The sequence below is a fragment of the Klebsiella sp. KP20-425-1 genome (assembly GCF_025813515.1).
Lineage (GTDB): Bacteria > Pseudomonadota > Gammaproteobacteria > Enterobacterales > Enterobacteriaceae > Klebsiella > Klebsiella pneumoniae.
The window spans coordinates 4,723,667-4,747,233 of record NZ_CP109614.1 but is presented as its reverse complement, the minus strand read 5'-3'; the positions used below and the strand labels follow the sequence as shown (position 1 = coordinate 4,747,233).

Annotated in this window: 22 protein-coding genes and 3 tRNA genes; 19 read left to right on the top strand and 6 right to left on the bottom strand. The window is 58.3% G+C overall.

Annotation, left to right across the window (positions count from 1 at the left end; all coding sequences use genetic code 11):
• Positions 1-74: 74 nt before the first annotated feature.
• The 3 genes from OHJ17_RS23195 to OHJ17_RS23185 all read left to right on the top strand — a co-directional run bounded on the left by OHJ17_RS23195 (position 75) and on the right by OHJ17_RS23185 (position 442).
• Positions 75-150: transfer RNA gene (locus OHJ17_RS23195), tRNA-Gly, on the top strand.
• A 68-nt stretch (positions 151-218) separates the two neighbouring features.
• Positions 219-294 (top strand) — tRNA-Gly (locus tag OHJ17_RS23190).
• Between the two features lie 72 nt (positions 295-366).
• Positions 367-442 (top strand) — tRNA-Gly (locus tag OHJ17_RS23185).
• Between the two features lie 270 nt (positions 443-712).
• On the opposite strand, the gene queG is transcribed toward OHJ17_RS23185, so the two are convergent.
• Positions 713-1,852, bottom strand: coding sequence for a tRNA epoxyqueuosine(34) reductase QueG (gene queG / locus OHJ17_RS23180; protein ID WP_004178333.1), 1,140 nt, complete (start codon positions 1,850-1,852; stop codon positions 713-715).
• A 13-nt stretch (positions 1,853-1,865) separates the two neighbouring features.
• Here queG and nnr point away from each other — a divergent pair, with 13 nt between their 5' ends.
• From nnr to hflC, 9 genes are all read left to right on the top strand, one after another.
• The gene (gene nnr, locus OHJ17_RS23175) at positions 1,866-3,377 is read left to right on the top strand and encodes a bifunctional ADP-dependent NAD(P)H-hydrate dehydratase/NAD(P)H-hydrate epimerase (RefSeq protein ID WP_004198690.1); all 1,512 of its coding nucleotides are present in this window, start codon (positions 1,866-1,868) and stop codon (positions 3,375-3,377) included.
• Positions 3,370-3,831 carry a tRNA (adenosine(37)-N6)-threonylcarbamoyltransferase complex ATPase subunit type 1 TsaE gene (tsaE, locus tag OHJ17_RS23170; protein ID WP_004210688.1) on the top strand — a complete coding sequence of 154 codons (462 nt, stop codon included), beginning with the start codon at positions 3,370-3,372 and terminating at the stop codon, positions 3,829-3,831. Before nnr ends, tsaE begins: the two co-directional genes overlap by 8 nt.
• Before the next feature lie 16 nt (positions 3,832-3,847).
• Positions 3,848-5,203, top strand: coding sequence for an N-acetylmuramoyl-L-alanine amidase AmiB (gene amiB, locus OHJ17_RS23165; protein ID WP_032433774.1), 1,356 nt, complete (start codon positions 3,848-3,850; stop codon positions 5,201-5,203).
• A 10-nt stretch (positions 5,204-5,213) separates the two neighbouring features.
• A complete protein-coding gene (gene mutL, locus OHJ17_RS23160) occupies positions 5,214-7,073 on the top strand; it encodes a DNA mismatch repair endonuclease MutL (protein ID WP_032433775.1) in 1,860 nt (619 codons plus the stop codon).
• Positions 7,066-8,016: a tRNA (adenosine(37)-N6)-dimethylallyltransferase MiaA gene (gene miaA / locus OHJ17_RS23155; RefSeq protein WP_002885652.1), complete on the top strand. Its 951-nt coding sequence runs from the start codon at positions 7,066-7,068 to the stop codon at positions 8,014-8,016. The genes mutL and miaA overlap by 8 nt, the downstream gene beginning before the upstream one ends.
• Positions 8,017-8,108: 92 nt before the next feature.
• Positions 8,109-8,417 (top strand): RNA chaperone Hfq, encoded by a 309-nt coding sequence (hfq, locus tag OHJ17_RS23150; RefSeq protein WP_002885659.1) that lies wholly within the window; start codon positions 8,109-8,111, stop codon positions 8,415-8,417.
• 75 nt (positions 8,418-8,492) lie between these two features.
• The gene (gene hflX / locus OHJ17_RS23145) at positions 8,493-9,773 is read left to right on the top strand and encodes a ribosome rescue GTPase HflX (RefSeq protein WP_004146725.1); all 1,281 of its coding nucleotides are present in this window, start codon (positions 8,493-8,495) and stop codon (positions 9,771-9,773) included.
• Between the two features lie 65 nt (positions 9,774-9,838).
• Complete coding sequence (hflK, locus tag OHJ17_RS23140; protein WP_004146726.1) at positions 9,839-11,101, top strand: FtsH protease activity modulator HflK; 1,263 nt, start codon at positions 9,839-9,841, stop codon at positions 11,099-11,101.
• 2 nt (positions 11,102-11,103) lie between these two features.
• Entirely contained in the window at positions 11,104-12,108 is a 1,005-nt protein-coding gene (gene hflC, locus OHJ17_RS23135; protein ID WP_002885662.1) for a protease modulator HflC, read from the top strand.
• 82 nt (positions 12,109-12,190) lie between these two features.
• Here the strand turns inward: hflC and OHJ17_RS23130 are convergent, their stop codons facing one another.
• Positions 12,191-12,481 carry a hypothetical protein gene (locus OHJ17_RS23130; protein WP_002885663.1) on the bottom strand — a complete coding sequence of 97 codons (291 nt, stop codon included), beginning with the start codon at positions 12,479-12,481 and terminating at the stop codon, positions 12,191-12,193.
• 222 nt (positions 12,482-12,703) lie between these two features.
• Here OHJ17_RS23130 and OHJ17_RS23125 point away from each other — a divergent pair, with 222 nt between their 5' ends.
• The 6 genes from OHJ17_RS23125 to OHJ17_RS23100 all read left to right on the top strand — a co-directional run bounded on the left by OHJ17_RS23125 (position 12,704) and on the right by OHJ17_RS23100 (position 19,923).
• Positions 12,704-12,901, top strand: coding sequence for a DUF2065 domain-containing protein (locus OHJ17_RS23125; RefSeq protein ID WP_002885664.1), 198 nt, complete (start codon positions 12,704-12,706; stop codon positions 12,899-12,901).
• A 102-nt stretch (positions 12,902-13,003) separates the two neighbouring features.
• The gene (locus OHJ17_RS23120) at positions 13,004-14,302 is read left to right on the top strand and encodes an adenylosuccinate synthase (RefSeq protein WP_002885665.1); all 1,299 of its coding nucleotides are present in this window, start codon (positions 13,004-13,006) and stop codon (positions 14,300-14,302) included.
• 150 nt (positions 14,303-14,452) lie between these two features.
• Complete coding sequence (gene nsrR / locus OHJ17_RS23115; RefSeq protein WP_002885667.1) at positions 14,453-14,878, top strand: nitric oxide-sensing transcriptional repressor NsrR; 426 nt, start codon at positions 14,453-14,455, stop codon at positions 14,876-14,878.
• 36 nt (positions 14,879-14,914) lie between these two features.
• Positions 14,915-17,347, top strand: coding sequence for a ribonuclease R (gene rnr / locus OHJ17_RS23110; protein WP_032433776.1), 2,433 nt, complete (start codon positions 14,915-14,917; stop codon positions 17,345-17,347).
• An 81-nt stretch (positions 17,348-17,428) separates the two neighbouring features.
• The gene (gene rlmB / locus OHJ17_RS23105) at positions 17,429-18,160 is read left to right on the top strand and encodes a 23S rRNA (guanosine(2251)-2'-O)-methyltransferase RlmB (RefSeq protein ID WP_002885669.1); all 732 of its coding nucleotides are present in this window, start codon (positions 17,429-17,431) and stop codon (positions 18,158-18,160) included.
• Positions 18,161-18,285: 125 nt separating this feature from the next.
• On the top strand, positions 18,286-19,923 hold the full coding sequence (locus OHJ17_RS23100; protein ID WP_004178342.1) for an isovaleryl-CoA dehydrogenase: 1,638 nt from the start codon (positions 18,286-18,288) through the stop codon (positions 19,921-19,923).
• Here OHJ17_RS23100 and yjfN read toward each other — a convergent pair.
• Together yjfN and bsmA are read right to left on the bottom strand one after the other, a co-directional pair.
• On the bottom strand, positions 19,914-20,189 hold the full coding sequence (gene yjfN / locus OHJ17_RS23095) for a DUF1471 family protease activator YjfN (RefSeq protein WP_002885673.1): 276 nt from the start codon (positions 20,187-20,189) through the stop codon (positions 19,914-19,916). The two genes, OHJ17_RS23100 and yjfN, sit on opposite strands and share 10 nt — an antisense overlap.
• 137 nt (positions 20,190-20,326) lie before the next feature.
• The gene (gene bsmA / locus OHJ17_RS23090) at positions 20,327-20,635 is read right to left on the bottom strand and encodes a biofilm peroxide resistance protein BsmA (RefSeq protein ID WP_002885674.1); all 309 of its coding nucleotides are present in this window, start codon (positions 20,633-20,635) and stop codon (positions 20,327-20,329) included.
• A gap of 209 nt (positions 20,636-20,844) precedes the next feature.
• On the opposite strand from bsmA, the gene yjfP reads away from it, so the two are divergent.
• Complete coding sequence (gene yjfP, locus OHJ17_RS23085; RefSeq protein WP_004178343.1) at positions 20,845-21,561, top strand: esterase; 717 nt, start codon at positions 20,845-20,847, stop codon at positions 21,559-21,561.
• Here the strand turns inward: yjfP and ulaR are convergent.
• Positions 21,558-22,313: an HTH-type transcriptional regulator UlaR gene (gene ulaR, locus OHJ17_RS23080; RefSeq protein WP_004177697.1), complete on the bottom strand. Its 756-nt coding sequence runs from the start codon at positions 22,311-22,313 to the stop codon at positions 21,558-21,560. The two genes, yjfP and ulaR, sit on opposite strands and share 4 nt — an antisense overlap.
• Before the next feature lie 107 nt (positions 22,314-22,420).
• Complete coding sequence (gene ulaG, locus OHJ17_RS23075) at positions 22,421-23,485, bottom strand: L-ascorbate 6-phosphate lactonase (RefSeq protein ID WP_004222078.1); 1,065 nt, start codon at positions 23,483-23,485, stop codon at positions 22,421-22,423.
• Positions 23,486-23,567: the final 82 nt, after the last annotated feature.

Below are 23,567 nucleotides of genomic sequence, written 5' to 3'. Positions count from 1 at the left end.
TATAATGCGCCTCCCGTAACGACGCAGAAATGCAAATTACGACGCCATCGAAATATGGCAAAAAATGCAGTAACGCGGGAATAGCTCAGTTGGTAGAGCACGACCTTGCCAAGGTCGGGGTCGCGAGTTCGAGTCTCGTTTCCCGCTCCAAAATTTGAAAGCACCATCCTGATCAAAGGATTTCATCTCGCAGATGCGGGGCGAAAGCCGAAGATTAAGCGGGAATAGCTCAGTTGGTAGAGCACGACCTTGCCAAGGTCGGGGTCGCGAGTTCGAGTCTCGTTTCCCGCTCCAAAATTTGAAAGACACACCACACCAGTCGCAGTTTTCAGGTTGCTAGACGGTAGCTTGAATGACGATGATTAAGCGGGAATAGCTCAGTTGGTAGAGCACGACCTTGCCAAGGTCGGGGTCGCGAGTTCGAGTCTCGTTTCCCGCTCCAAATTTTCTTCCATCTCTTATTTATCCACAGTGCAATCCAGCGCCGGGGATGATTTTCGTTTGGTCCGCAGAAATACTGTGAACAGAGTTATCCACAGGTTGTCGTTCCGTCACTGGCGGCGCAAATGCTTCGCTTTGTAAATAGTATCTTTGTATGTGATTGAAATTTAACAAATAAATTTCATTTCAAAATGTTAATCCGATCACTTGACCTTGGTCTGCGCCTTGAAACGCAATGTGTTTTAGATTTTATTCACAGCCTGTGAATGAATCAGGCGTCGCGCGGCAAGCCTTTCTCTACCACTCTGACCAGACGTAATTTTTTCGGCAGCTGTACTTCAACGGCGTCGGCGTTCCGCTTTTTCAGTTGCTGGGCAATCGCCCACTCAATGTGTTCGTCGAGAAGCGGGTGCTCGCCCCGGCGGCTCTCCAGGGCGCGAAGATGGGCTTCATCCCAGGGCGCATTGCCCAACGCGACGGCGATATTGCGCAGCCAGCGCAGGTGGCCAATGCGACGAATCGCCGACCCTTCGGTCACCTTCAGAAACCACGCTTCGCTCCAGGCGAACAGCTCCACCAGCGGCGGGGCATGCAGCGCTTTGCGTGGGCTGAAATCCTCTTCATCGGTGAGCTGTGAGAAACGGTTCCACGGGCAGATCAGCTGACAATCATCACAACCGTAAATACGGTTGCCGATTAGTGGACGGAACTCCTCGGGGATTGCACCTTCCAGTTCAATGGTGAGATAGGAGATGCAGCGCCGGGCGTCGACGGTATAGGGCTCAACGATGGCCCCGGTGGGACAGATGGTCATGCAGGCGACGCAGCGCCCACACTCCTCCGCGACCGGGCTGTCGACCGGCAGGGGCAGATCAATCAGCAGTTCGCCGAGGAAAAAGAACGATCCGGCGTCGCGGCTTAAGATAAGTGAGTGCTTACCTGTCCAGCCTAAGCCCGCTTTTTCTGCGATTGGCCGTTCCAGGATAGGCGCGGAATCGACAAAAGGTCTAAAATTGAGCGAAGCACACTGTTCCTGAATCTTCTCCCCCAGCTTTTTCAGGCGATTACGTAGCAGCTTATGATAATCACGCCCGAGGGCATAACGGCTGACGTAACCCAGCGTGGGATCTTTCAGGGTGCGGGCAAAGGCGGCGTTAGCGGGCAGATAGTTCATCCGCACGCTGATGACGCGTAACGTACCGGGCAGCAGTTCGTGGGGACGGGCGCGCATCATACCGTGACGGGCCATCCATTCCATTTCGCCGTGGTATTGTTTATCCAGCCATGCCTGCAGTTTGGGTTCACTGGCGCTGAGGTCGGTATCGGCGATCCCCACCTGCTGGAACCCAAGCTCTGTGCCCCATTGTTTGATTTGTTGCGCTAACTGAACGAGATCGAGGGGCTGTGACATGATGGACCATACAATGACGAAAAACCCTGACAGTATACCATACAACATTTGGCCTGCGGAGGCGCTGCGCCTGGCCGAACGAGAGGCGGCGGACAGCCTGGGGCTGACGCTGTTCGAACTCATGCAGCGCGCGGGCGAGGCGGCGTTCCAGCTGGCCAGCTGTGCTTATCCTGCCAGCGCGCACTGGCTGATCCTCTGCGGACATGGCAACAACGGCGGCGACGGATATGTCGTTGCGCGTCTGGCACAGGCCGCGGGGCGGCGGGTGACGCTGCTGGCGGTGGAGAGTGACAGCCCGCTGCCGGAAGAGGCGCAGGCGGCGCGGGAGGCGTGGCTTAACGCCGGCGGCGTGATCCATGCGGCGACCATCCCATGGCCCGACGATATCTCACTGATTATTGATGGCCTGCTCGGCACCGGTCTGCGCAGTGCGCCGCGCGATCCCGTTGCGGCGCTCATCCACCAGGCGAACCACCACCCGGCGCCGGTGGTGGCGCTGGATATCCCTTCCGGCCTGAATGCGCAGACGGGCGCGACGCCAGGTGCAGTGGTACAGGCCGACCATACGCTGACCTTTATCGCCCTCAAGCCGGGGCTGCTGACCGGCAAGGCGCGGGATGTCGTCGGGCAACTCCACCATCATGCGCTGGGGCTCGAACGCTGGCTCGCCGGACAAAGCACTCCTCTGACGCGGTTTTGCGCCGCCCACCTCGCCGACTGGCTGCCGCCGCGGCGGGCCACCTCCCATAAAGGCGATCACGGTAAACTGGTGATTGTCGGCGGCGATCGCGGCACGGCAGGCGCTATCCGTATGTGCGGTGAAGCGGCCCTACGCAGCGGCGCGGGACTGGTGCGAGTACTTACTCACCCGGAGAACGTGGCGCCCATTGTCACCGTGCGGCCGGAATTAATGGTAGATGAACTGACGCCGCAGACTCTGAAAGCCGCGCTGGAGTGGGCTGATGTGGTGGCGATTGGCCCTGGCCTGGGGCAGCGCGAATGGGGACGCAGCGCCCTGCGGACGGTGGAAAGTTTTAACAAACCGATGGTCTGGGACGCCGACGCGCTGAACCTGCTGGCATTCAATCCCGATAAACGTCACAATCGCGTGCTAACGCCGCACCCCGGCGAAGCGGCCCGTCTGCTGAACGTCAGCGTGGCAGAAATTGAAAGCGATCGCTTACTTTCTGCGCAGCGTCTGGTAAAACGGTATGGCGGCGTGGTTGTGCTGAAAGGCGCGGGCACGGTGGTGGCCAGTGAAAGCGGGGCGATGGGCATTATCGATGCCGGCAATGCCGGGATGGCCAGCGGCGGGATGGGCGATGTGCTCACCGGCATCATCGCCGCGTTGTTAGGACAGCACCTGACGCCGTATGATGCTGCCTGTGCCGGGTGCGTCGCTCATGGCGATGCCGCCGACCGACTGGCCGCCCGCGAGGGCACCCGCGGCATGCTGGCGACCGATCTCTTTTCCACGCTCAGGCGTGTTGTTAACCCGGATGTGATTGACGTAGACCATGATTAACCGAGTGATTCCTTTACCCGATGAGCAGGCCACGCTGGCCCTTGGCGACCGCATCGCGCAGGCCTGTACCGGCGCCACCGTGATTTATCTGTATGGTGATTTAGGCGCGGGGAAAACGACCTTCAGCCGCGGCTTTTTGCAGGCGCTCGGTCACCGCGGCAATGTCAAAAGCCCAACTTATACCCTGGTGGAGCCCTATACCCTCGAGAACCTGATGGTGTATCACTTCGATCTCTACCGTCTGGCGGATCCTGAGGAACTCGAATTTATGGGGATCCGTGATTATTTTGCCGACGATGCCATCTGCCTGGTGGAATGGCCGCAGCAAGGCGCAGGTGTCCTGCCTGACCCGGATGTTGAAATTCACCTTGATTACCAGGCACAAGGGCGTGAGGCGCGTATTACCGCGATCTCCTCACGGGGTGAATCTTTACTGGCGCGTATAGCCTTTTAGCCTGAAGGATGACGGGATGAAGTATCGCATAACCACCTGGCTTGCCGCTGCGCTGATGCTGTCGAGTCTTCACGCCACTGCGGCGAGTTTATCCGATATCCAGGTCTCTAACGGAGACCAGCAGGCCCGTATTACCCTAAGCTTTGTCGGTGAGCCGGAGTACTCCTTTACCCCACAGGGTAAACGTCAGGTGGCGCTGGATATCAAGCAGACCGGCGTATTGCAGGGACTACCGCTGCAGTTTAGCGGCAGCAACCTGGTGAAGAGTATTCGCGCCGGCACGCCGCAGGATACGCAGACGCTGCGTCTGCTGGTGGATCTGACGGAAGATGGCAAAACCCGGGCGGTGAAGCAACAGAACGGGGCGAATTACACGGTGGTCTTTACCATCAACGCCGACGCGCCGCCGCCGCCGCCTCCGCCGCCCGTGGTGGTGAAACGGGCCGACCCGCCGCCGGTGATGCCTTCCCGGACGACGACGTCAGGGCGTAACCCGTTCAGCTCGTCGGGTCATGAACGGCAGACGGTGATGACCTCCTCTCAGCCGGCGATGACCAACAATCAGACCGTGACTCGCCCGGCGGCCCGCACGGTGTCGGCGGATGATAAAGTCATTATCGCTATTGATGCCGGGCACGGCGGCCAGGATCCTGGCGCGATTGGCCCGAACGGCACCAAAGAGAAAAACGTGACTATCGCTATCGCGCGCAAGCTGCGGGCGTTACTGAACGCCGATCCGCAGTTTAAGCCGGTGCTGACCCGCGACGGGGATTACTTTATTTCGGTGATGGGCCGCTCTGACGTGGCGCGTAAGCAAAACGCCAATTTCCTCGTCTCTATCCATGCTGACGCCGCGCCAAACCGCGATGCCACTGGCGCCTCGGTGTGGGTGCTCTCGAACCGTCGCGCCAACAGCGAAATGGCCGGTTGGCTCGAGCAGCATGAGAAGCAGTCTGAACTGCTCGGCGGTGCGGGCGATGTGCTGGCAAACAGCCAGGCCGACCCCTACCTGAGCCAGGCGGTGCTGGATCTGCAGTTTGGTCATTCCCAGCGCGTCGGCTACGATGTGGCGACCAACGTGCTGAGCCAGCTGCAGCGTATTGGCAACCTGCACAAACGCCGCCCGGAGCATGCTAGCCTTGGAGTGCTGCGCTCGCCGGACATCCCGTCGATCCTCGTGGAAACGGGCTTTATCAGTAACAACGGCGAAGAGCGGCTGCTGGGTAGCGATGATTACCAGGAGCAGATTGCGGAGGCGATTTATAACGGCTTACGCAACTACTTTATGCAGCATCCGCTGCAGTCGGCGCCTCGCGGCGAGGCGGCGCAGACCGCCAGCGCCGCGGCGCCGGGCGGGATGTTGATTAACTAAGGAGCAGGGGATGCCGATTCAGGTTCTGCCGCCGCAGCTCGCCAACCAGATTGCCGCCGGCGAGGTGGTGGAGCGGCCCGCGTCGGTGGTGAAAGAGCTGGTTGAGAACAGTCTTGATGCGGGCGCCACGCGGATTGACATTGATATCGAACGCGGCGGCGCGAAGCTTATTCGCATCCGCGATAACGGCAGCGGCATCAAAAAAGACGAGCTGGCGCTGGCCCTGGCTCGTCATGCGACCAGCAAGATCGCCTCGCTTGACGATCTGGAGGCCATTATTAGCCTCGGCTTTCGCGGCGAAGCGCTGGCCAGTATCAGTTCGGTGGCGCGCTTAACGCTGACTTCGCGCACGGCGGAGCAGCAGGAAGCCTGGCAGGCGTATGCTGAAGGCCGCGATCAGGCGGTGACGGTGAAGCCGGCGGCGCACCCGGTCGGTACCACTCTGGAAGTCCTCGATCTGTTCTATAACACCCCGGCGCGGCGCAAATTTATGCGCACCGAAAAGACCGAGTTCGGCCACATTGACGAGGTGGTGCGCCGCATTGCGCTGGCGCGCTTCGACGTCACTATCAACCTCAGCCATAACGGCAAGGTGATGCGCCAGTATCGGGCAGTCGCTCAGGATGGCCAGCGCGAGCGCCGGCTGGGGACAATTTGCGGCGCCGCTTTTCTCGAACATGCGCTGGCGATCGAGTGGCAGCATGGCGATCTGACCCTGCGCGGCTGGGTCGCCGATCCGCTGCATACCACCCCGGCGCTGGCGGAAATTCAGTATTGCTACGTTAACGGGCGGATGATGCGCGATCGGCTGATCAACCATGCTATCCGCCAGGCCTGTGAAGACAAGCTAGGGGCCGATCAGCAACCGGCGTTTGTGCTGTATCTGGAGATCGATCCCCATCAGGTGGATGTAAACGTCCACCCGGCCAAGCATGAGGTGCGTTTTCATCAGTCGCGCCTGGTGCACGACTTTATCTACCAGGGCGTACTGAGCGTACTGCAGCAGCAGCTTGACGCGCCGCTGGCGGAAAAAGACGACCCGCCGGCGCCGCGCCCGATGCCGGAGAACCGCATCGCCGCGGGCGGAAACCAGTTTGCGCGGCCAGCGGAAGCGCGGGAACCTGCGACCCGCTTCAGCATCACGCCATCGCGTGAGCCTGCGGCCTCCAGCGGCAAACCGGGCGGCGCGAGCTGGCCGCATGCGCAGCCGGGTTACCAGAAGCAGCAGGGAGCGCTTTATCGTCAACTGCTCGACACGCCAACGGCGCCAAAGCCAGCGTTGCGGCCTCCGGCAGCGGCAGAGTTGGCCGGTCACAGTCAGAGCTTTGGCAGAGTGCTGACGATTGTTGGCGGCGACTGCGCGCTGCTGGAGCGCGAGGGCGGTCTGGCGCTGCTGTCGTTGACCGTTGCCGAGCGCTGGCTGCGCCAGGCGCAGTTGACCCCGGGAGCGGAGGCGGTATGTGCTCAGCCGCTGCTGATCCCGCTGCGGTTAAAAGTTACGGAAGGGGAAAAGCAGGCGCTGGCCGCCGCTCAGCCGGCGCTGGCGCAGCTAGGGATCGATGTGCATACCGATGCCCTGCACGTGACGGTGCGCGCGGTCCCTTTACCCTTAAGACAACAAAATTTACAAATCTTGATTCCTGAACTGATAGGCTACCTGGCGCAGCAAAACGCATTCGACGTCGGCAATATCGCCCAATGGATGGCGCGTAATCTGACGAGCGAACAGACGTCATGGAATATGGCGCAGGCGATTGCGCTGCTGGCGGACGTTGAGCGTCTTTGCCCGCAGCTGGTGAGAACGCCGCCGGGTGGCCTGTTACAACCTGTAGATCTCCATTCGGCGATGAATGCCCTGAAAGATGAATGATGTAACCGAGGCGAGCCTGCCCAAGGCAATTTTTTTAATGGGCCCGACGGCCTCCGGCAAAACCGCGCTGGCGATAGCCTTACGTAAAGTTTTGCCAGTAGAGTTGATTAGCGTTGATTCCGCCCTCATTTATCGGGGAATGGATATTGGCACCGCCAAACCGGATGCTGCGGAGCTTAGCGCTGCGCCGCATCGGCTGCTGGATATTTTGGATCCTGCGGAGGCCTATTCCGCGGCGGATTTTCGCCGCGATGCGCTGGCGGCGATGGCGGATATTGTCGCCGCCGGGCGAATTCCGCTGTTAGTCGGCGGAACGATGTTGTATTTCAAAGCGTTGCTGGAAGGATTGTCGCCCTTACCGTCGGCTGACCCAGAGGTCAGAGCGCGGATTGAGCAGCAGGCCGCAGAGCAGGGGTGGAATGCGTTACATCAGCAATTACAGGAGATCGATCCCGTGGCTGCTGCGCGTATTCATCCAAATGATCCGCAAAGGCTTTCCCGGGCACTGGAAGTTTTTTTCATTTCGGGTAAAACTTTAACGGAACTGACGCAAACGTCAGGAGACGCTCTGCCATATCAGGTGCATCAGTTCGCCATCGCCCCGGCGAGCCGTGAACTGCTCCATCAACGCATAGAACAGCGTTTTCATCAGATGTTAGCTTCAGGTTTTGAAGCAGAAGTACGGGCGCTTTTTGCCCGCGGAGATTTGCATACGGACATGCCTTCCATCCGTTGTGTCGGATACCGCCAGATGTGGTCATATCTCAATGGCGAGATCCCGTATGATGAGATGGTTTATCGAGGTGTTTGCGCCACGAGACAGTTAGCCAAACGTCAGGTCACCTGGCTGCGCGGTTGGGAAGGTGTGCACTGGTTAGACAGTGAACAACCTGAACAAGCGCTCAACAAAGTATTACAGGTTGTTGGTGCGAGCCAGAACTGAACGTGTACAATTAAACGGTATCGTGCGTAATTTTTTTTGAGAATCGTAAGGTTCTGAGTACAAAACAAGCATACATATAAGGAAAAGAGAGAATGGCTAAGGGGCAATCTTTACAAGATCCGTTCCTGAACGCTTTGCGTCGGGAACGCGTTCCGGTTTCTATTTATTTGGTGAATGGTATCAAGCTGCAAGGGCAAATTGAGTCTTTCGATCAGTTCGTGATCCTGTTGAAGAACACGGTCAGCCAGATGGTCTATAAGCACGCAATTTCTACTGTTGTCCCGTCTCGCCCGGTGTCTCACCACAGCAACAATGCTGGCGGCGGTTCCAGTAACTATCACCACGGTGGTAGCGCGCAGGGTTCTTCTGCGCCGCAACAAGACAGCGACGACGCCGAATAAGGCCAGTGCTGTTTTTCCACGCCGGGGAGCCAGGTTTTCTGCGTTCCCCGCTGGTATTTTATAAGGGGTTTACGCTTGTTTGACCGTTATGACGCCGGTGAGCAGGCGGTACTGGTACACATCTATTTTTCGCAAGACAAAGATATGGAAGATCTCCAGGAGTTTGAAACTCTGGCCTCTTCCGCCGGTGTCGAAGCAATGCAGGTGATTACCGGTAGCCGTAAAGCACCGCACCCGAAGTATTTTGTTGGTGAAGGTAAGGCAGTCGAAATTGCGGAAGCCGTTAAAGCGACCGGCGCTTCGGTCGTGCTCTTCGATCATGCCCTGAGTCCGGCGCAAGAACGTAACCTGGAACGCCTGTGCGAATGCCGGGTTATCGATCGCACCGGTCTTATTTTAGATATTTTCGCCCAGCGCGCGCGCACCCATGAAGGGAAATTGCAGGTCGAGCTGGCGCAGCTGCGCCATATGGCGACTCGCCTTGTCCGCGGTTGGACCCACCTTGAAAGACAGAAGGGCGGGATTGGTTTGCGTGGCCCGGGTGAAACCCAGCTCGAAACCGACCGCCGTTTATTGCGTAACCGTATCATGCAGATCCTGTCGCGGCTGGAAAAAGTCGAGAAACAGCGCGAGCAGGGGCGGCGGTCGCGTGCGAAAGCCGATATTCCTACCGTGTCGCTGGTGGGCTATACCAACGCCGGAAAATCAACGCTCTTTAACCAGATCACTGCCGCCGAGGTCTATGCCGCGAACCAGCTGTTCGCCACCCTGGACCCGACGCTGCGCCGCATTGACGTCCCTGACGTCGGCGAAACGGTGCTGGCCGATACCGTCGGCTTTATTCGCCACCTGCCGCACGATCTGGTAGCCGCGTTTAAAGCGACGTTGCAGGAGACGCGTCAGGCGACGCTGCTGCTGCATGTGATTGACGCGGCGGATGTCCGCGTGCAGGAAAACATTGATGCGGTAAATACGGTTCTCGCTGAAATTGAGGCCGATGAGATCCCGGCGCTGCTGGTGATGAACAAAATCGACATGCTTGACGATTTTGAACCGCGCATCGATCGCGACGATGAAAATAAACCGATTCGGGTCTGGCTTTCAGCCCAGACCGGGGTTGGCGTACCACTGCTTTTTCAGGCATTAACGGAGCGTCTTTCCGGTGAAGTGGCCCAGCATACGCTGCGCTTACCGCCGAAAGAAGGGCGACTGAGAAGCCGTTTCTATCAGCTTCAGGCGATAGAAAAAGAGTGGATGGAGGATGACGGCAGCGTGAGTCTGCAGGTGCGCATGCCGATCGTTGACTGGCGGCGCCTCTGTAAGCAAGAGCCAACGCTTGTTGACTATGTGGTTTAACCTTGCAGCTTGCCTGAAGATATTGACCCCTGTGGGGATATCAAAAACAAATATGGAGCATATACATGGCGTGGAATCAGCCCGGTAATAACGGACAGGACCGCGACCCGTGGGGGAGCAGCAAACCTGGCGGCAACTCTGAGGGAAATGGCAATAAAGGCGGTCGCGAGCAGGGGCCACCGGATCTGGATGATATCTTCCGCAAGTTAAGTAAAAAACTTGGCGGGCTCGGCGGCGGCAAGGGCGGACTGGGCGGCGGCAATAGCGCGCAGGGGCCTCGCGGACCGATGGGCGGGCGTATTGTCGGCATCGTTGCCGCGGCGGCAGTGATTATCTGGGCGGCCAGCGGTTTCTATACCATTAAAGAGGCCGAGCGCGGCGTGGTCACCCGTTTTGGTAAGTTCAGCCATCTGGTTGAGCCTGGCCTGAACTGGAAACCGACCTTTATCGATAACGTTCAGGCGGTGAACGTGGAGTCGGTGCGCGAACTTGCGGCTTCCGGCGTCATGCTGACCTCTGACGAAAACGTGGTGCGCGTTGAGATGAACGTGCAGTACCGCGTCACCGATCCGGAGCGCTATCTGTTTAGCGTGACCAGCGCGGACGACAGTCTGCGTCAGGCCACCGACAGCGCGCTGCGCGGCGTGATCGGCAAATACACCATGGATCGCATTCTGACCGAAGGTCGTACCGTGATCCGTAGCGATACCCAGCGTGAGCTGGAAGAGACGATTCGCCCGTACAACATGGGTATCACTCTGCTGGACGTCAACTTCCAGACGGCGCGTCCGCCGGAAGAGGTGAAGGCCGCGTTTGACGATGCCATTGCCGCGCGTGAGAACGAGCAGCAGTACATTCGTGAAGCGGAAGCGTATACCAACGAAGTCCAGCCGCGGGCGAATGGTCAGGCGCAGCGTATCCTCGAAGAGGCACGCGCCTATAAGACCCAGACCGTTCTGGAAGCCCAGGGTGAAGTGGCTCGCTTTGCGAAGATCCTGCCGGAATACAAAGCCGCGCCGGAAATTACCCGCGAGCGTCTGTATATCGAAACCATGGAAAAAGTGCTGAGCCACACCCGTAAAGTGCTGGTCAATGACAGCAAAAACGGCAATCTGATGGTTCTGCCGCTGGATCAGATGCTGAAAGGCGCCGCTGCGCCGGCAGCAAAGAGCGATAGTAGTGACGCCAGCGATCTGCTGCGCCTGCCGCCAGCATCCAGCTCAAGCAGCGCCAGCACCTCATCAACCTCGAGCTCAACCGGGGGTAGCATTATGGACCAACGCCGCGCTAACGCGCAGCGTAACGACTACCAGCGTCAGGGGGAATAACGATGCGTAAATCTGTTATCGCGATCATTGTCATCGTGCTGGTAGTGCTCTACATGTCTGTCTTTGTCGTAAAGGAAGGCGAGCGCGGTATCACGCTGCGTTTCGGTAAAGTTCTGCGCGACGACGAAAACAAGCCGCTGGTGTATGCGCCAGGCCTGCACTTCAAGATCCCGTTTATCGAATCGGTGAAGATGCTGGATGCGCGTATTCAGACCATGGACAACCAGGCTGACCGTTTCGTTACTAAAGAGAAGAAAGACCTGATCGTCGACTCCTATATCAAGTGGCGCATCAGCGACTTCAGCCGTTACTACCTGGCAACCGGCGGCGGCGACGTCTCCCAGGCCGAGGTACTGCTGAAGCGTAAATTCTCTGACCGTCTGCGTTCTGAAATTGGTCGTCTGGATGTGAAAGATATCGTCACCGACTCCCGTGGTCGCCTGACCCTGGAAGTGCGCGATGCGCTGAACTCGGGTTCGGCCGGTACGGAAGATGAGGTTAGCACCCCGGCGGCTGACGACGCGATTGCTAAAGCGGCAGAGCGTGTGGAAGCCGAAACCAACGGTAAAGTGCAGGTGATCAACCCGAACAGTATGGCGGCGCTGGGTATCGAAGTTGTCGACGTACGTATCAAACAGATCAACCTGCCGGCAGAAGTGTCGGAAGCGATTTATAACCGTATGCGCGCGGAGCGTGAAGCGGTTGCTCGTCGCCATCGTTCACAGGGTCAGGAAGAGGCGGAAAAACTGCGCGCGACTGCGGACTATGAAGTCACCAAGACGCTGGCGGAAGCCGAGCGCCAGGGCCGTATCCTGCGTGGTGAAGGTGATGCGGAATCAGCGAAACTGTTTGCCGACGCGTTCAGCCAGGATCCAGGCTTCTACTCCTTTATCCGTAGCCTGCGTGCCTATGAGAAGAGCTTCCAGAGCAATCAGGATGTGATGGTCCTGAGTCCGGACAGCGATTTCTTCCGCTATATGCGTTCACCGGATTCGGCGCGTAAATAAGCCGGAGAAGGTGTAAACCTGAAGTAATAATGCGAAAAGGCGCCTGAAACAGGCGCCTTTTTTCATGCTGCGAGGGCGGGAATTAATTGCCGAGTAGCTTGTTCAGCAGGCCGCCGATCACCGGCAGGCCTGCCAGCGCACTTTCGATGGTGCCGCCGATAGTCGACCCAACGCTTTCGCCCAGGGTTTTGCCCAGGTCCGGCGCCAGGTCGGCCAGATTGAGGGTGCCAAGCAGCGGCAGGTTAATGCTCAGGGCATCAGTGCCCATCGTCCATGCGGCTGCGCCGACCTTGCTGCCTAAGGCCGCCAGACCATCCTGTAGCCAGCCTGCGCCGCTCACATTTTCGATTTCAAATGCGGTTAATTCTCTCATCATAATCTTCCTGATTAAGTAGACGTACCGGGTTGTAGTACGCGATGGCATAGTTACAATTTAAAAAATATCCAGCAATACAATTAGTTGTGAATTTTGTTTCACCTTTCCGGTTCATAATGAAGCTGAAATACGGGACAATGTGAAATGAGGGAATGAATTCACCATGCTGGCCGAGACGCCCGCGAGGGCGGCAATGATACTTTTCAATTAGGGTTGACGATGAACTCCACCATTTGGCTGGCGCTGGCGCTGGTTTTAGTACTTGAAGGGCTTGGCCCGCTGCTTTATCCGCGCGCCTGGCGCAAGATGGTCGCTAGCCTGAGCCAGCTACCGGATAATTTATTGCGTCGTTTTGGCGGCGGACTTGTGGTTGCCGGGATTGTGATCTACTACATGTTGAGGAAATCGATTGGCTGATCAAAAAGTGGTCGGATTTGCCTTATTTTGGATGCAAAAAGTGCTGTAACTCTGAAAAAGCGATGGTAGAATCCATTTTTAAGCAAACGGTGATTTTGAAAAATGGGTAACAACGTCGTCGTACTGGGCACCCAATGGGGTGACGAAGGTAAAGGGAAGATCGTCGATCTCCTGACTGAACGGGCTAAATATGTTGTGCGCTACCAGGGTGGTCACAACGCCGGCCATACTCTCGTAATCAACGGTGAAAAAACCGTTCTCCATCTTATTCCATCAGGCATTCTGCGTGAAAACGTCACCAGCATCATCGGTAACGGCGTCGTGCTGTCTCCGGCCGCGCTGATGAAAGAGATGAAGGGCCTGGAAGACCGTGGTATCCCGGTTCGCGAGCGTCTGCTGCTCTCTGAAGCCTGCCCGCTTATCCTTGACTATCACGTGGCGCTTGACGTGGCGCGTGAAAAAGCGCGTGGCGCGAAAGCGATCGGCACTACCGGTCGCGGCATTGGCCCGGCTTACGAAGATAAAGTCGCTCGTCGCGGTCTGCGCGTTGGCGATCTGTTCGATAAAGCAACCTTCGCCGATAAACTGAAAGAAGTGATGGAATATCACAACTTCCAGTTGGTGAACTTCTACAAAGCAGAAGCGGTTGACTACCAGAAAGTGCTGGACGATGTGATGGCGATTGCCGACATCCTGACCAGCATGGTGGTGGACGTATCCGACCTGCTGGATCAGGCGCGTCAGCGCGGCGACTTCGTGATGTTCGAAGGCGCGCAGGGTACGCTGCTGGATATCGACCACGGTACCTACCCGTACGTTACGTCCTCTAACACCACCGCAGGTGGCGTGGCGACCGGCTCCGGCCTGGGCCCGCGTTATGTGGATTACGTACTGGGCATCATTAAAGCGTACTCGACTCGCGTCGGTGCAGGTCCGTTCCCGACCGAGCTGTTTGATGAAACTGGCGAGTTCCTCTGCAAGCAGGGTAACGAATTCGGCGCCACCACCGGCCGCCGTCGTCGTACCGGCTGGCTGGACGCGGTCGCAGTCCGTCGCGCGGTGCAGATTAACTCCCTGTCCGGCTTCTGCCTGACTAAACTGGACGTCCTCGACGGCCTGAAAGAAGTGAAAATCTGCGTTGGCTACCGTATGCCGGATGGCCGCGAAGTGACCACCACTCCGCTGGCTGCCGATAACTGGGAAGGTATCGAGCCTATCTACGAAACCATGCCGGGCTGGTCCGAAACCACCTTCGGCGTGAAAGAGCGCAGCGGCCTGCCGCAGGCAGCCCTGAACTACATCCAGCGTATTGAAGAGCTGACCGGCGTGCCGGTGGATATCATCTCTACCGGTCCAGACCGTACCGAGACTATGATTCTGCGCGATCCGTTCGACGCGTAATCACTCTCAAGGGGCGCCGTTCGGGCGCCCTTGTTTTTGCTGTTCGCCCGCCCCATTTCAAATAAATTAGCGGCCTGAGCGCTGGCTGGTTTATCATCAATAATAATGATGTCGCTCGACATACCCTGTTTTCTTTTCCCTGAGGTTTATGTGCAGTTAACGAGTTTCACCGATTACGGACTACGCGCGCTGATTTATATGGCGTCGCTGCCGGAAGGACGAATGACCAGTATCTCGGAAGTGACCGAGGTCTATGGCGTCTCCCGTAATCATATGGTTAAAATAATCAATCAGTTAAGTCGCATGGGCTACGTGACTGCCGTGCGGGGGAAGAACGGGGGCATTCGCCTCGGCAAACCAGCAGGACAGATCCGCGTCGGTGACGTGGTGCGTGACCTTGAACCCTTATCGCTGGTCAACTGCAGCAGCGAGTTTTGCCACATTACACCAGCCTGTCGTCTGAAACAGGCACTAGCTGAAGCCGCGCAGAGTTTTCTCAAGGAACTGGATAACTATACGCTGGCTGATTTGGTTGAGAAGAATCAACCGCTTTATAAATTATTGCTGGTGGAGTGACGCCACTCTGCCGGAGATGACAACGGAGGAACCGATATGTCACAAGATCCATTCCAGGAACGCGAAGCTGAGAAGTACGCGAACCCTATCCCGAGCCGGGAATTTATCCTCGAACATTTAACTAAACGGGAAAAGCCTGCCAGCCGCGATGAGCTGGCCATCGAGTTAAATATCGAGGGCGAAGAGCAAACCGAAGCGCTGCGCCGCCGCCTGCGCGCGATGGAGCGCGACGGTCAGCTGGTCTTCACCCGCCGCCAGTGCTATGCCCTGCCGGAACGCCTCGATCTCCTCAAAGGAACCGTTATTGGCCACCGCGATGGCTATGGTTTCCTGCGCGTTGAAGGGCGCAAAGACGATCTGTACCTGTCGTCAGAGCAGATGAAAACCTGTATTCACGGCGACCAGGTGCTGGCTCAGCCGCTGGGCGCGGACCGTAAGGGCCGCCGCGAAGCGCGCATCGTCCGCGTCCTCGTGCCGAAAACCAGCCAGATAGTTGGCCGTTACTTCACCGACGCTGGCGTCGGCTTTGTCGTCCCGGACGACAGCCGCCTGAGCTTCGATATCCTGATCCCGCCGGAAGAGATAATGGGCGCGCGGATGGGCTACGTGGTCGTGGTCGAGCTGACCCAGCGACCAACCCGCCGCACCAAAGCGGTGGGTAAAATCGTCGAAGTGCTGGGCGACAACATGGGCACCGGCATGGCCGTCGATATGGCGCTGCGTACCCATGAAATTCCTTATGTCTGGCCGCCGGCGGTGGAAAAACAGGTTTCCGGTCTCAAAGAACAGGTGCCGGAAGAGGCGAAGGCCGGACGCGTCGATTTACGCTCGCTGCCGCTGGTTACCATTGACGGCGAAGATGCCCGCGACTTCGATGACGCGGTGTACTGCGAGAAGAAACGCGGCGGCGGCTGGCGCCTGTGGGTCGCCATTGCCGACGTCAGCTACTACGTGCGCCCGGGGACGCCGCTGGATGCGGAAGCGCGCAGTCGTGGCACCTCGGTCTACTTCCCGTCGCAGGTAGTGCCGATGCTGCCGGAAGTGCTGTCTAACGGTCTATGCTCGCTGAACCCGCAGGTCGATCGCCTGTGTATGGTGTGCGAGATGACGATTTCGTCAAAAGGCCGTCTGACCGGTTATAAATTCTATGAAGCGGTGATGAGTTCACATGCTCGCCTGACCTACACCAAAGTGTGGCATATGCTGCAGGGTGACCAGGAACTGCGCGAACACTACGCGCCGCTGGTGAAGCACATTGGAGAGCTGCATAACCTCTACAAAGTGCTGGAGAGCGCCCGCGAAGAGCGCGGTGGTATCTCATTTGAAAGTGAAGAAGCTAAATTCATCTTCAATGCCGAACGCCGTATTGAGCGTATCGAACAGACTCAGCGTAACGATGCGCATAAGCTGATTGAAGAGTGCATGATCCTGGCGAACATCTCCGCCGCGCGCTTCGTTGAGAAGGCGCAGGAGCCGGCGCTGTTCCGTATCCATGATAAGCCAACCACCGAAGCGATTACCTCCTTCCGTACCGTGCTGGCTGAGCTGGGACTGGAGCTGCCTGGCGGCAACAAGCCGGAGCCGCGTGATTACGCAGAGCTGCTAACCTCCATCGCCGATCGCCCGGATGCGGAAATGCTGCAGACGATGCTCCTGCGCTCCATGAAGCAGGCGGTCTACGATCCGGAAAACCGCGGTCACTTTGGCCTGGCGCTGCAGTCATACGCCCACTTCACCTCGCCGATTCGTCGTTACCCGGACCTGTCGCTGCACCGCGCTATCAAGTATCTGCTGGCCAAAGAGCAGGGACATAAAGGCAACAGCACCGAGACCGGCGGCTGGCACTACAGTATGGAAGAGATGCTCCAGCTGGGTCAGCACTGTTCGATGACCGAGCGCCGCGCCGACGAAGCGACGCGCGAAGTGTCTGACTGGCTGAAGTGCGACTTCATGCAGGATCAGGTGGGCAACATCTTCTCCGGCGTGATCGCCAGCGTGACCGGCTTTGGCTTCTTCGTCCGCCTGAACGATCTGTTTATCGACGGTCTGGTGCATGTTTCCAGCCTGGATAACGACTATTATCGTTTCGACCAGGTGGGGCAGCGTCTCATTGGTGAGTCCGGCGGCCAGACCTATCGCCTGGGCGACCGCGTGGAAGTCCGTGTGGAAGCGGTCAACATGGACGAGCGGAAAATCGACTTTACCCTGATCTCCAGCGAGCGTGCGCCGCGTAATGTCGGCAAGACCGCCCGTGAGAAAGCGAAAAAGAGTACCTCTGGCAAGCCGGGCGGCCGTCGCCGCCAGGTGGGTAAGCAGGTAAACTTCGAGCCGGACAGCGCTTTCCGTAAAGAGAAAGAGACCGCCCGACCGAAGAAAGAGAAAAAAGCGAAAAAACCGTCGGCGAAAACACAGAAAATCGCCGCCGCGACGAAAGCCAAGCGCGCGGCAAAGAAGAAGATCGCCGAGTGATTGACCTCCCTTCACCCTGAAGTCTGCTGACGCAGGATGGGGTGAAGGGGGCAGATAACAGAACCTAAAACGAGTACATCAATGAGTGAAATGATTTACGGCATCCATGCGGTGCAGGCACTGCTGGAGCGCGCACCTGAGCGTTTTCAGGAAGTTTATATTCTGAAAGGCCGTGAGGATAAGCGCTTGCTGCCGCTGATCCATGCCCTGGAAGCGCAGGGCGTGGTGATTCAGCTGGCCAACCGTCAGTTTCTTGATGAGAAGAGCGAAGGCGCTGTGCACCAGGGGATCATTGCCCGCGTGAAGCCGGGGCGTCAGTATCAGGAGAACGATCTGCCGGATCTGCTGGCGCAGCTCGATCAACCGTTCCTGCTGATCCTCGACGGCGTAACCGATCCGCACAACCTCGGCGCCTGCCTGCGTAGCGCTGACGCCGCCGGCGTGCATGCGGTGATCGTGCCAAAAGATCGTTCCGCTCAGTTGAATGCGACGGCGAAGAAAGTGGCCTGCGGCGCGGCGGAGAACGTCCCGCTGATCCGCGTCACCAACCTGGCGCGCACCATGCGTCTGCTGCAGGAAGAGAACGTCTGGATCGTCGGAACCGCAGGGGAAGCCGACCATACGCTGTTCCAGAGCAAAATGACCGGCCCGATGGCGCTGGTGATGGGCGCGGAAGGCGAAGGCATGCGTCGTCTGACCCGCGAACACTGCGATGAGCTGATCAGCATCCCGATGGCGGGCAGCGTCTCCTCGCTGAACGTCTCGGTGGCTACCGGCATCTGTCTGTTTGAAGCAGTACGTCAGCGCAGCTAAGCTGAACCATCGACGAATCAAAAAAAGCCATCCTCCGGGATGGCTTTTTTGTGACCGCTCTCGCGGGCGAGTATCCCTCCGGATAACCATACTTATGGCTATCGCCATTGATGGAGGGAGACACGATGCACTGGCAAACGCACACCGTTTTTAATCAACCCACCCCGCTGAATAACAGCAATCTGTTTCTGTCCGATACCGCTCTGCGTGAAGCCGTGGTCCGCGAAGGCGCCGGCTGGGATGGCGATCTGCTCGCCAGCATTGGCCAGCAGCTGGGGACAGCCGAATCGCTGGAGCTGGGACGCCTGGCCAACAGCAATCCGCCGGAGCTGCTGCGCTATGACGCCACCGGCGCCCGGCTGGACGACGTGCGCTTTCATCCCGCCTGGCACCTGCTGATGCAGGGGCTGTGCGCGAACCGGGTACATAACCTCGCCTGGCAGGAGGATGCCCGCGAAGGCGCGTTTGTCGCCCGCGCCGCCCGCTTTCTGCTCCATGCCCAGGTGGAGGCCGGGACGTTGTGCCCGATTACCATGACCTTCGCCGCGACGCCCCTGCTGCAGCACGCCCTGCCCGCGCCCTTTCGCGACTGGCTGTCGCCACTGCTGAGCGACCGTTACGATCCGCACCTTGCGCCTGGCGGCCAGAAGCGCGGCCTGCTGATCGGCATGGGGATGACCGAGAAGCAAGGGGGGTCTGATGTGCTGAGCAATACCACTCGCGCGGAGAAAACGGCGGAAGGGTTTTACCGACTGGTGGGACACAAGTGGTTCTTCTCGGTGCCGCAGAGCGATGCTCACCTGGTGCTGGCTCAGGCTCCGGCGGGGCTCTCATGCTTCTTTGTGCCGCGTCTGCTGCCCGATGGGCAGCGTAACGGCGTGCGTCTTGAACGCTTAAAAGAGAAGCTCGGCAACCGCTCCAACGCCAGTAGCGAAGTGGAGTTTTATGAGGCCTGCGGCTGGCTGGTGGGCGACGAAGGCGACGGCGTGCGGCAGATCCTCAGGATGGGCGGCCTGACCCGCTTTGACTGCGCGCTGGGCAGCCATGCCCTGATGCGTCGCGCCTTCTCGGTGGCGCTGTATCACGCGCTACAGCGTCAGGCGTTTGGCAAAAACCTGGTCGAACAGCCGATGATGCGCCAGCTGCTGGGGCAAATGGCGCTCCGTCTGGAGGGGCAGACCGCGTTTCTGTTTCGCCTGGCGCGGGCCTGGGACCGTCGGGATGATGCCCGGGAAAGCGCCTGGGCGCGCCTGTTTACGCCTGCGGCCAAGTTTGCCATCTGTAAGGCCGGTATCCCGTTTGTCGCCGAGGCGATGGAAGTGCTGGGCGGCATCGGCTATTGCGAGGAGAGCGAACTACCGCGGTTGTATCGCGAGATGCCGGTCAACAGCATCTGGGAAGGCTCCGGCAATATTATGTGCCTCGATGTGATGCGGGTGCTGAGCAAGCAGCCGGCGGCGATGGAGCTGCTGGCCGCGGAGTGTGCGGAGGTGAAAGGACAGAACCGCCATCTCGACCGCGCATGGCGTCAGCTGCAGCAACTGCTGAAACGACCCGCCGAAGAGCAGGGGAGAGAGATTGCCCGGCTGGTCTATCGTCTTGGCGCGGGGGCGCAGATGCTGCGCCATGCTTCGCCGCCGCTGGCCGAAGCCTGGTGCCGGATGATGCTCGACACCCGCGGCGGCATACGTCTTGACGCGCCGACCCTCGACGACCTGCTGCTGCGGGCTATGGGGCGCGGGCGCCAGGCGCCTCAGGCGTAGAGAATGGCCTGCACGCGCCAGCTGTCCGGCTGTTGTTCCTCGTACATCTGAATAATGCGATACCAGGAGGCGCCTTGCTCGTCTGCTTTGCGGGCAATGGCGTGCTCTACATCCTGTTGGCTACCGGAAAGATTAGTGACGGAGATCAGACCGATTTCATTCAGGCCAGTGACGCAATCCGCGCTGGCGAATTCGGCTGACTGCGCGGACGTATTGGCCGTCGCAGCGGTTAACAGCAGGCTGGATAGGGTAAAAGATCGTTTCATCGTCAGCTCCATTTCACGTAGTCCCAAGGGCAGTCCGTTGCTAACGTCCTGCCAGGTGGCTGGCCGAACGTTATTATGCACAGGAGAACGTGAATGGACGCAAAGCTGTGTAAAGCAGATTTAAAGACGCCGCCTCGTTATCGACGATAGAGGATCGCCTGCGAATACCACTGGCCGGGTACCATGGTGTCATCGATCATGATGATGACGTAGTAATCGGCTTTGGCTGCTTCTGCTTTGGCCTTCAGCGCCGCTTCGACATCCATCGGCGAACCGTACATCAGTACGCTCACCGTGGCCATTTTCTGCAGGCCAGCCGTCTGGTAGCGCTGGATCTCCTGCGGATGGTCGGTGGCGGGCGGCGGGGCTTCTGGCGTTCCCTGCAGGGCGCTACACCCGCTGAGGACGATAGCCAGTAACCACGGTGAAAACCTGCGCATAACCATATCTCGTTTCCTGATAGTGATAGTGTAGTGGTAGCCTTAACAGGATTGCCGGGGAATGTTCCCGAACTGTTATCTCTGACGCGATTTTCGAATGAAAATGTTGTGAAAGCGTAACCGGGTTCTCAACATTATGAATCGTAGCAAACTGGGTTGCCTGGTGAATGAATTTTCCCATGACGCCTAACCACGATAGAGAAGGAAGACGATAAATGATTGCACTAGAAATGCGCAACCTCGGCGGTGGTGAAATTTTACATGCCTGTCCGCAGGAGAGTCTGGATAAGCCCTTGCCCTGTATCGTCTTTTATCATGGCTTTACCTCGTCGAAGCTGGTCTACAGCTACTTTGCGGTGGCGCTGGCCGAGGCCGGATTCCGGGTGATCATGCCGGACGCGCCGGAGCATGGGGCGCGCTATCAGGGCGATGAGGCCGGGCGGATGCAGCGCTTCTGGCCGATTCTGCAGCAGAATTTCAGGGAGTTTCCTGCGCTGCGCGAGGCGATAATCGCTGAAGGATGGCTGGAAGGGGAGCGGCTGGCGGTGGCGGGCGCTTCGATGGGTGGAATGACGGCGCTGGGCATCATGACGCATCACCCCGAGCTGAACAGCGTCGCCTGTCTGATGGGGTCGGGCTATTTTCGTTCCCTATCGCAAACCCTGTTCCCCTCGCCTGATTTTGATGTCGATAGCCTCAACGAATGGGATGTCAGCCATCAGCTGGCGTCCCTTGCCCGGCGGCCGCTATTGCTCTGGCATGGCGATGCCGATGACGTGGTGCCGCCGGAAGAAACCTTTCGACTAGAACAGGCGCTCCGGCAGGCGGATCTTGCCGCCAGGCTGACCTGTGTCTGGCAGAAAGGCGTCCGCCATCGCATTACGCCAGAGGCGCTGGCTACCACGGTCGCCTTTTTTCAGCAGCACCTTTAAACGCGGATTACGCTGACGCCCTGATCCTCAAGCTGTTTGAGGATCGCGGCATCGGCCTGTTTGCCGGTGATCACCACGTCTATTTGTCCGGCCTGGCTGAATAGCATCCCGGCGCGCTCGCCGATCTTGCTGCTGTCGACCAGCACCGCCAGTTTGCCGACCACGTTAAGCATTTTTTGCTCGGCCATGGCGGTCAACATATCCGTTTTGTAGAGGCCTTCGGCGGTGAGCCCTTTGCCGCTGGTAAACATCCAGTGTCCGGCATAGAGGCTGTTCTCGCTACCGTGGGGGCTGAGGGTGATGGCGTGGCTGCGGTTGTACTGGCCGCCCATGATAATCACGCTGTCATGCTCCTGGTCGATCAGGTAGTTAGCCAGCGGCAGATAGTTGGTGATGATCTGCACCGGTTTGCCGCACAGTTCCCGACCCAACAGAAAGGCGGTGGAGCCGCAGTTAATGACGATGCTCTCACCCGGCGCGATCAGTTGCGAAGCGGCGCGTGCAATACGCACTTTTTCATCCAGATTTTGCGCCTGGTGGATGTTCATCGGCGTCCAGCGGGGGCGCTGTTCGCTAATGGCTTCCGCGCCATTACGAACCTTTTTCAGTTTGCCGCTTTCATCCAGCTTGTTGATATCACGTCGGGCGGTAGCGGGTGAGATCCCGAGCCGCGACATCACCTGCTCCACGGTAACAAACCCCGTTTGGGCGAGCAGATCCAGCAGAATTTGGTGCCTTTGCGCTTCCGTCATGAGCGAATCCGATTAAAAGTGAACGGCAAAGATGATATTTGAAATCATGTGAAAATACTAACCCTGCGGCGGGGTATTTCCGGCAGGCAGGGCCTGCCGGCGGCGACTTACAGGAAGGATTTGAAAGGCAGATCCGGCTCAATGGTGAAGCAATCGTTGAAACCGCGCGGGTAGTGATATTCGAAATTGTCTTTATCCAGCGGCCAGGTAAATTTGCCGCCGACCTGCCAGATAAACGGCTTGAAGCCGTACTTCAGACGATCCTTTTTCATCTCCCACAGAACGCGGATCTCCTGCGGATCGGCCTGAAAGTTTGACCAGATATCATGGTGGAACGGGATCACAACTTTGGCGTTGAGCGACTCTGCCATGCGCAGGATATCGGCGCTGGTCATTTTGTCGGTGATCCCGCGCGGGTTCTCGCCATACGAGCCGAGGGCGACGTCAATCTGATGCTCGTTGCCATGCTTCGCGTAGTAGTTGGAGTAGTGGGAATCGCCGCTGTGGTACAGGTTGCCGCCCGGTGTTTTAAACAGGTAGTTGACCGCGCGCTGGTCCATGCCGTCCGGCAGTACGCCAGCGGCTTTTTGGTCCGCCGGGAGGGTGATCAGCGCGGTGCGATCGAACGCATCGAGCGCATGGATCTCAATGTCTTTGATCTTCACGACATCGCCAGGTTTCATGACGATACAGCGCGCTTTCGGCACGCCCCAACCGATCCACAGGTCGACGCAGGTTTTCGGGCCGATAAACGGCACATCGGCCGGGCAGTTCTGCATGACGGCGGCGGCGACGTTGACGTCAATATGATCGTTGTGATCGTGGGTCGCGAGGACCGCGTCAATCTGGCGAATGGCGAACGGATCCAGCACGAACGGCGTGGTGCGCAGGTTAGGCTGTAATTTTTTCACGCCTGCCATCCGCTGCATCTGGTGGCCGGTTTTCATCAGCGGATTGCCGTGGCTCTGTTTGCCAGTGCCGCACCAGAAATCGACGCAGACGTTAGCCCCGCCTTCGGATTTTAACCAGATACCGGTACAGCCGAGCCACCACATGGCGAAGGTGCCGGGCGCAACCTGCTCCTGCTCAATCTCTTCATTCAGCCAGCTGCCCCATTCCGGAAAGGTGTTCAGGATCCATGATTCACGGGTGATGGTCTGTACTTTACTCATCGTGCTCTTCCTCGTATTTTCAATAGTAATCAAATTTTGATTGGTTTTGATTTATGTTGTCACTGGATTTTCAAGATTGCAA

Excerpts from the sequence above, each read along its gene's own strand:
- ulaR (WP_004177697.1), bottom strand. The coding sequence starts at position 22,313 with ATGACGGAAGCGCAAAGGCACCAAATTCTGCTGGATCTGCTCGCCCAA.
- queG (WP_004178333.1), bottom strand. The coding sequence starts at position 1,852 with ATGTCACAGCCCCTCGATCTCGTTCAGTTAGCGCAACAAATCAAACAA.
- hflC (WP_002885662.1), top strand. The coding sequence starts at position 11,104 with ATGCGTAAATCTGTTATCGCGATCATTGTCATCGTGCTGGTAGTGCTC.
- OHJ17_RS23100 (WP_004178342.1), top strand. The coding sequence starts at position 18,286 with ATGCACTGGCAAACGCACACCGTTTTTAATCAACCCACCCCGCTGAAT.
- nnr (WP_004198690.1), top strand. The coding sequence starts at position 1,866 with ATGACGAAAAACCCTGACAGTATACCATACAACATTTGGCCTGCGGAG.
- yjfP (WP_004178343.1), top strand. The coding sequence starts at position 20,845 with ATGATTGCACTAGAAATGCGCAACCTCGGCGGTGGTGAAATTTTACAT.
- yjfN (WP_002885673.1), bottom strand. The coding sequence starts at position 20,189 with ATGAAACGATCTTTTACCCTATCCAGCCTGCTGTTAACCGCTGCGACG.
- tsaE (WP_004210688.1), top strand. The coding sequence starts at position 3,370 with ATGATTAACCGAGTGATTCCTTTACCCGATGAGCAGGCCACGCTGGCC.
- rnr (WP_032433776.1), top strand. The coding sequence starts at position 14,915 with ATGTCACAAGATCCATTCCAGGAACGCGAAGCTGAGAAGTACGCGAAC.
- OHJ17_RS23130 (WP_002885663.1), bottom strand. The coding sequence starts at position 12,481 with ATGAGAGAATTAACCGCATTTGAAATCGAAAATGTGAGCGGCGCAGGC.
- OHJ17_RS23120 (WP_002885665.1), top strand. The coding sequence starts at position 13,004 with ATGGGTAACAACGTCGTCGTACTGGGCACCCAATGGGGTGACGAAGGT.
- amiB (WP_032433774.1), top strand. The coding sequence starts at position 3,848 with ATGAAGTATCGCATAACCACCTGGCTTGCCGCTGCGCTGATGCTGTCG.
- rlmB (WP_002885669.1), top strand. The coding sequence starts at position 17,429 with ATGAGTGAAATGATTTACGGCATCCATGCGGTGCAGGCACTGCTGGAG.
- OHJ17_RS23125 (WP_002885664.1), top strand. The coding sequence starts at position 12,704 with ATGAACTCCACCATTTGGCTGGCGCTGGCGCTGGTTTTAGTACTTGAA.
- miaA (WP_002885652.1), top strand. The coding sequence starts at position 7,066 with ATGAATGATGTAACCGAGGCGAGCCTGCCCAAGGCAATTTTTTTAATG.
- mutL (WP_032433775.1), top strand. The coding sequence starts at position 5,214 with ATGCCGATTCAGGTTCTGCCGCCGCAGCTCGCCAACCAGATTGCCGCC.
- hflK (WP_004146726.1), top strand. The coding sequence starts at position 9,839 with ATGGCGTGGAATCAGCCCGGTAATAACGGACAGGACCGCGACCCGTGG.
- bsmA (WP_002885674.1), bottom strand. The coding sequence starts at position 20,635 with ATGGTTATGCGCAGGTTTTCACCGTGGTTACTGGCTATCGTCCTCAGC.
- ulaG (WP_004222078.1), bottom strand. The coding sequence starts at position 23,485 with ATGAGTAAAGTACAGACCATCACCCGTGAATCATGGATCCTGAACACC.
- hfq (WP_002885659.1), top strand. The coding sequence starts at position 8,109 with ATGGCTAAGGGGCAATCTTTACAAGATCCGTTCCTGAACGCTTTGCGT.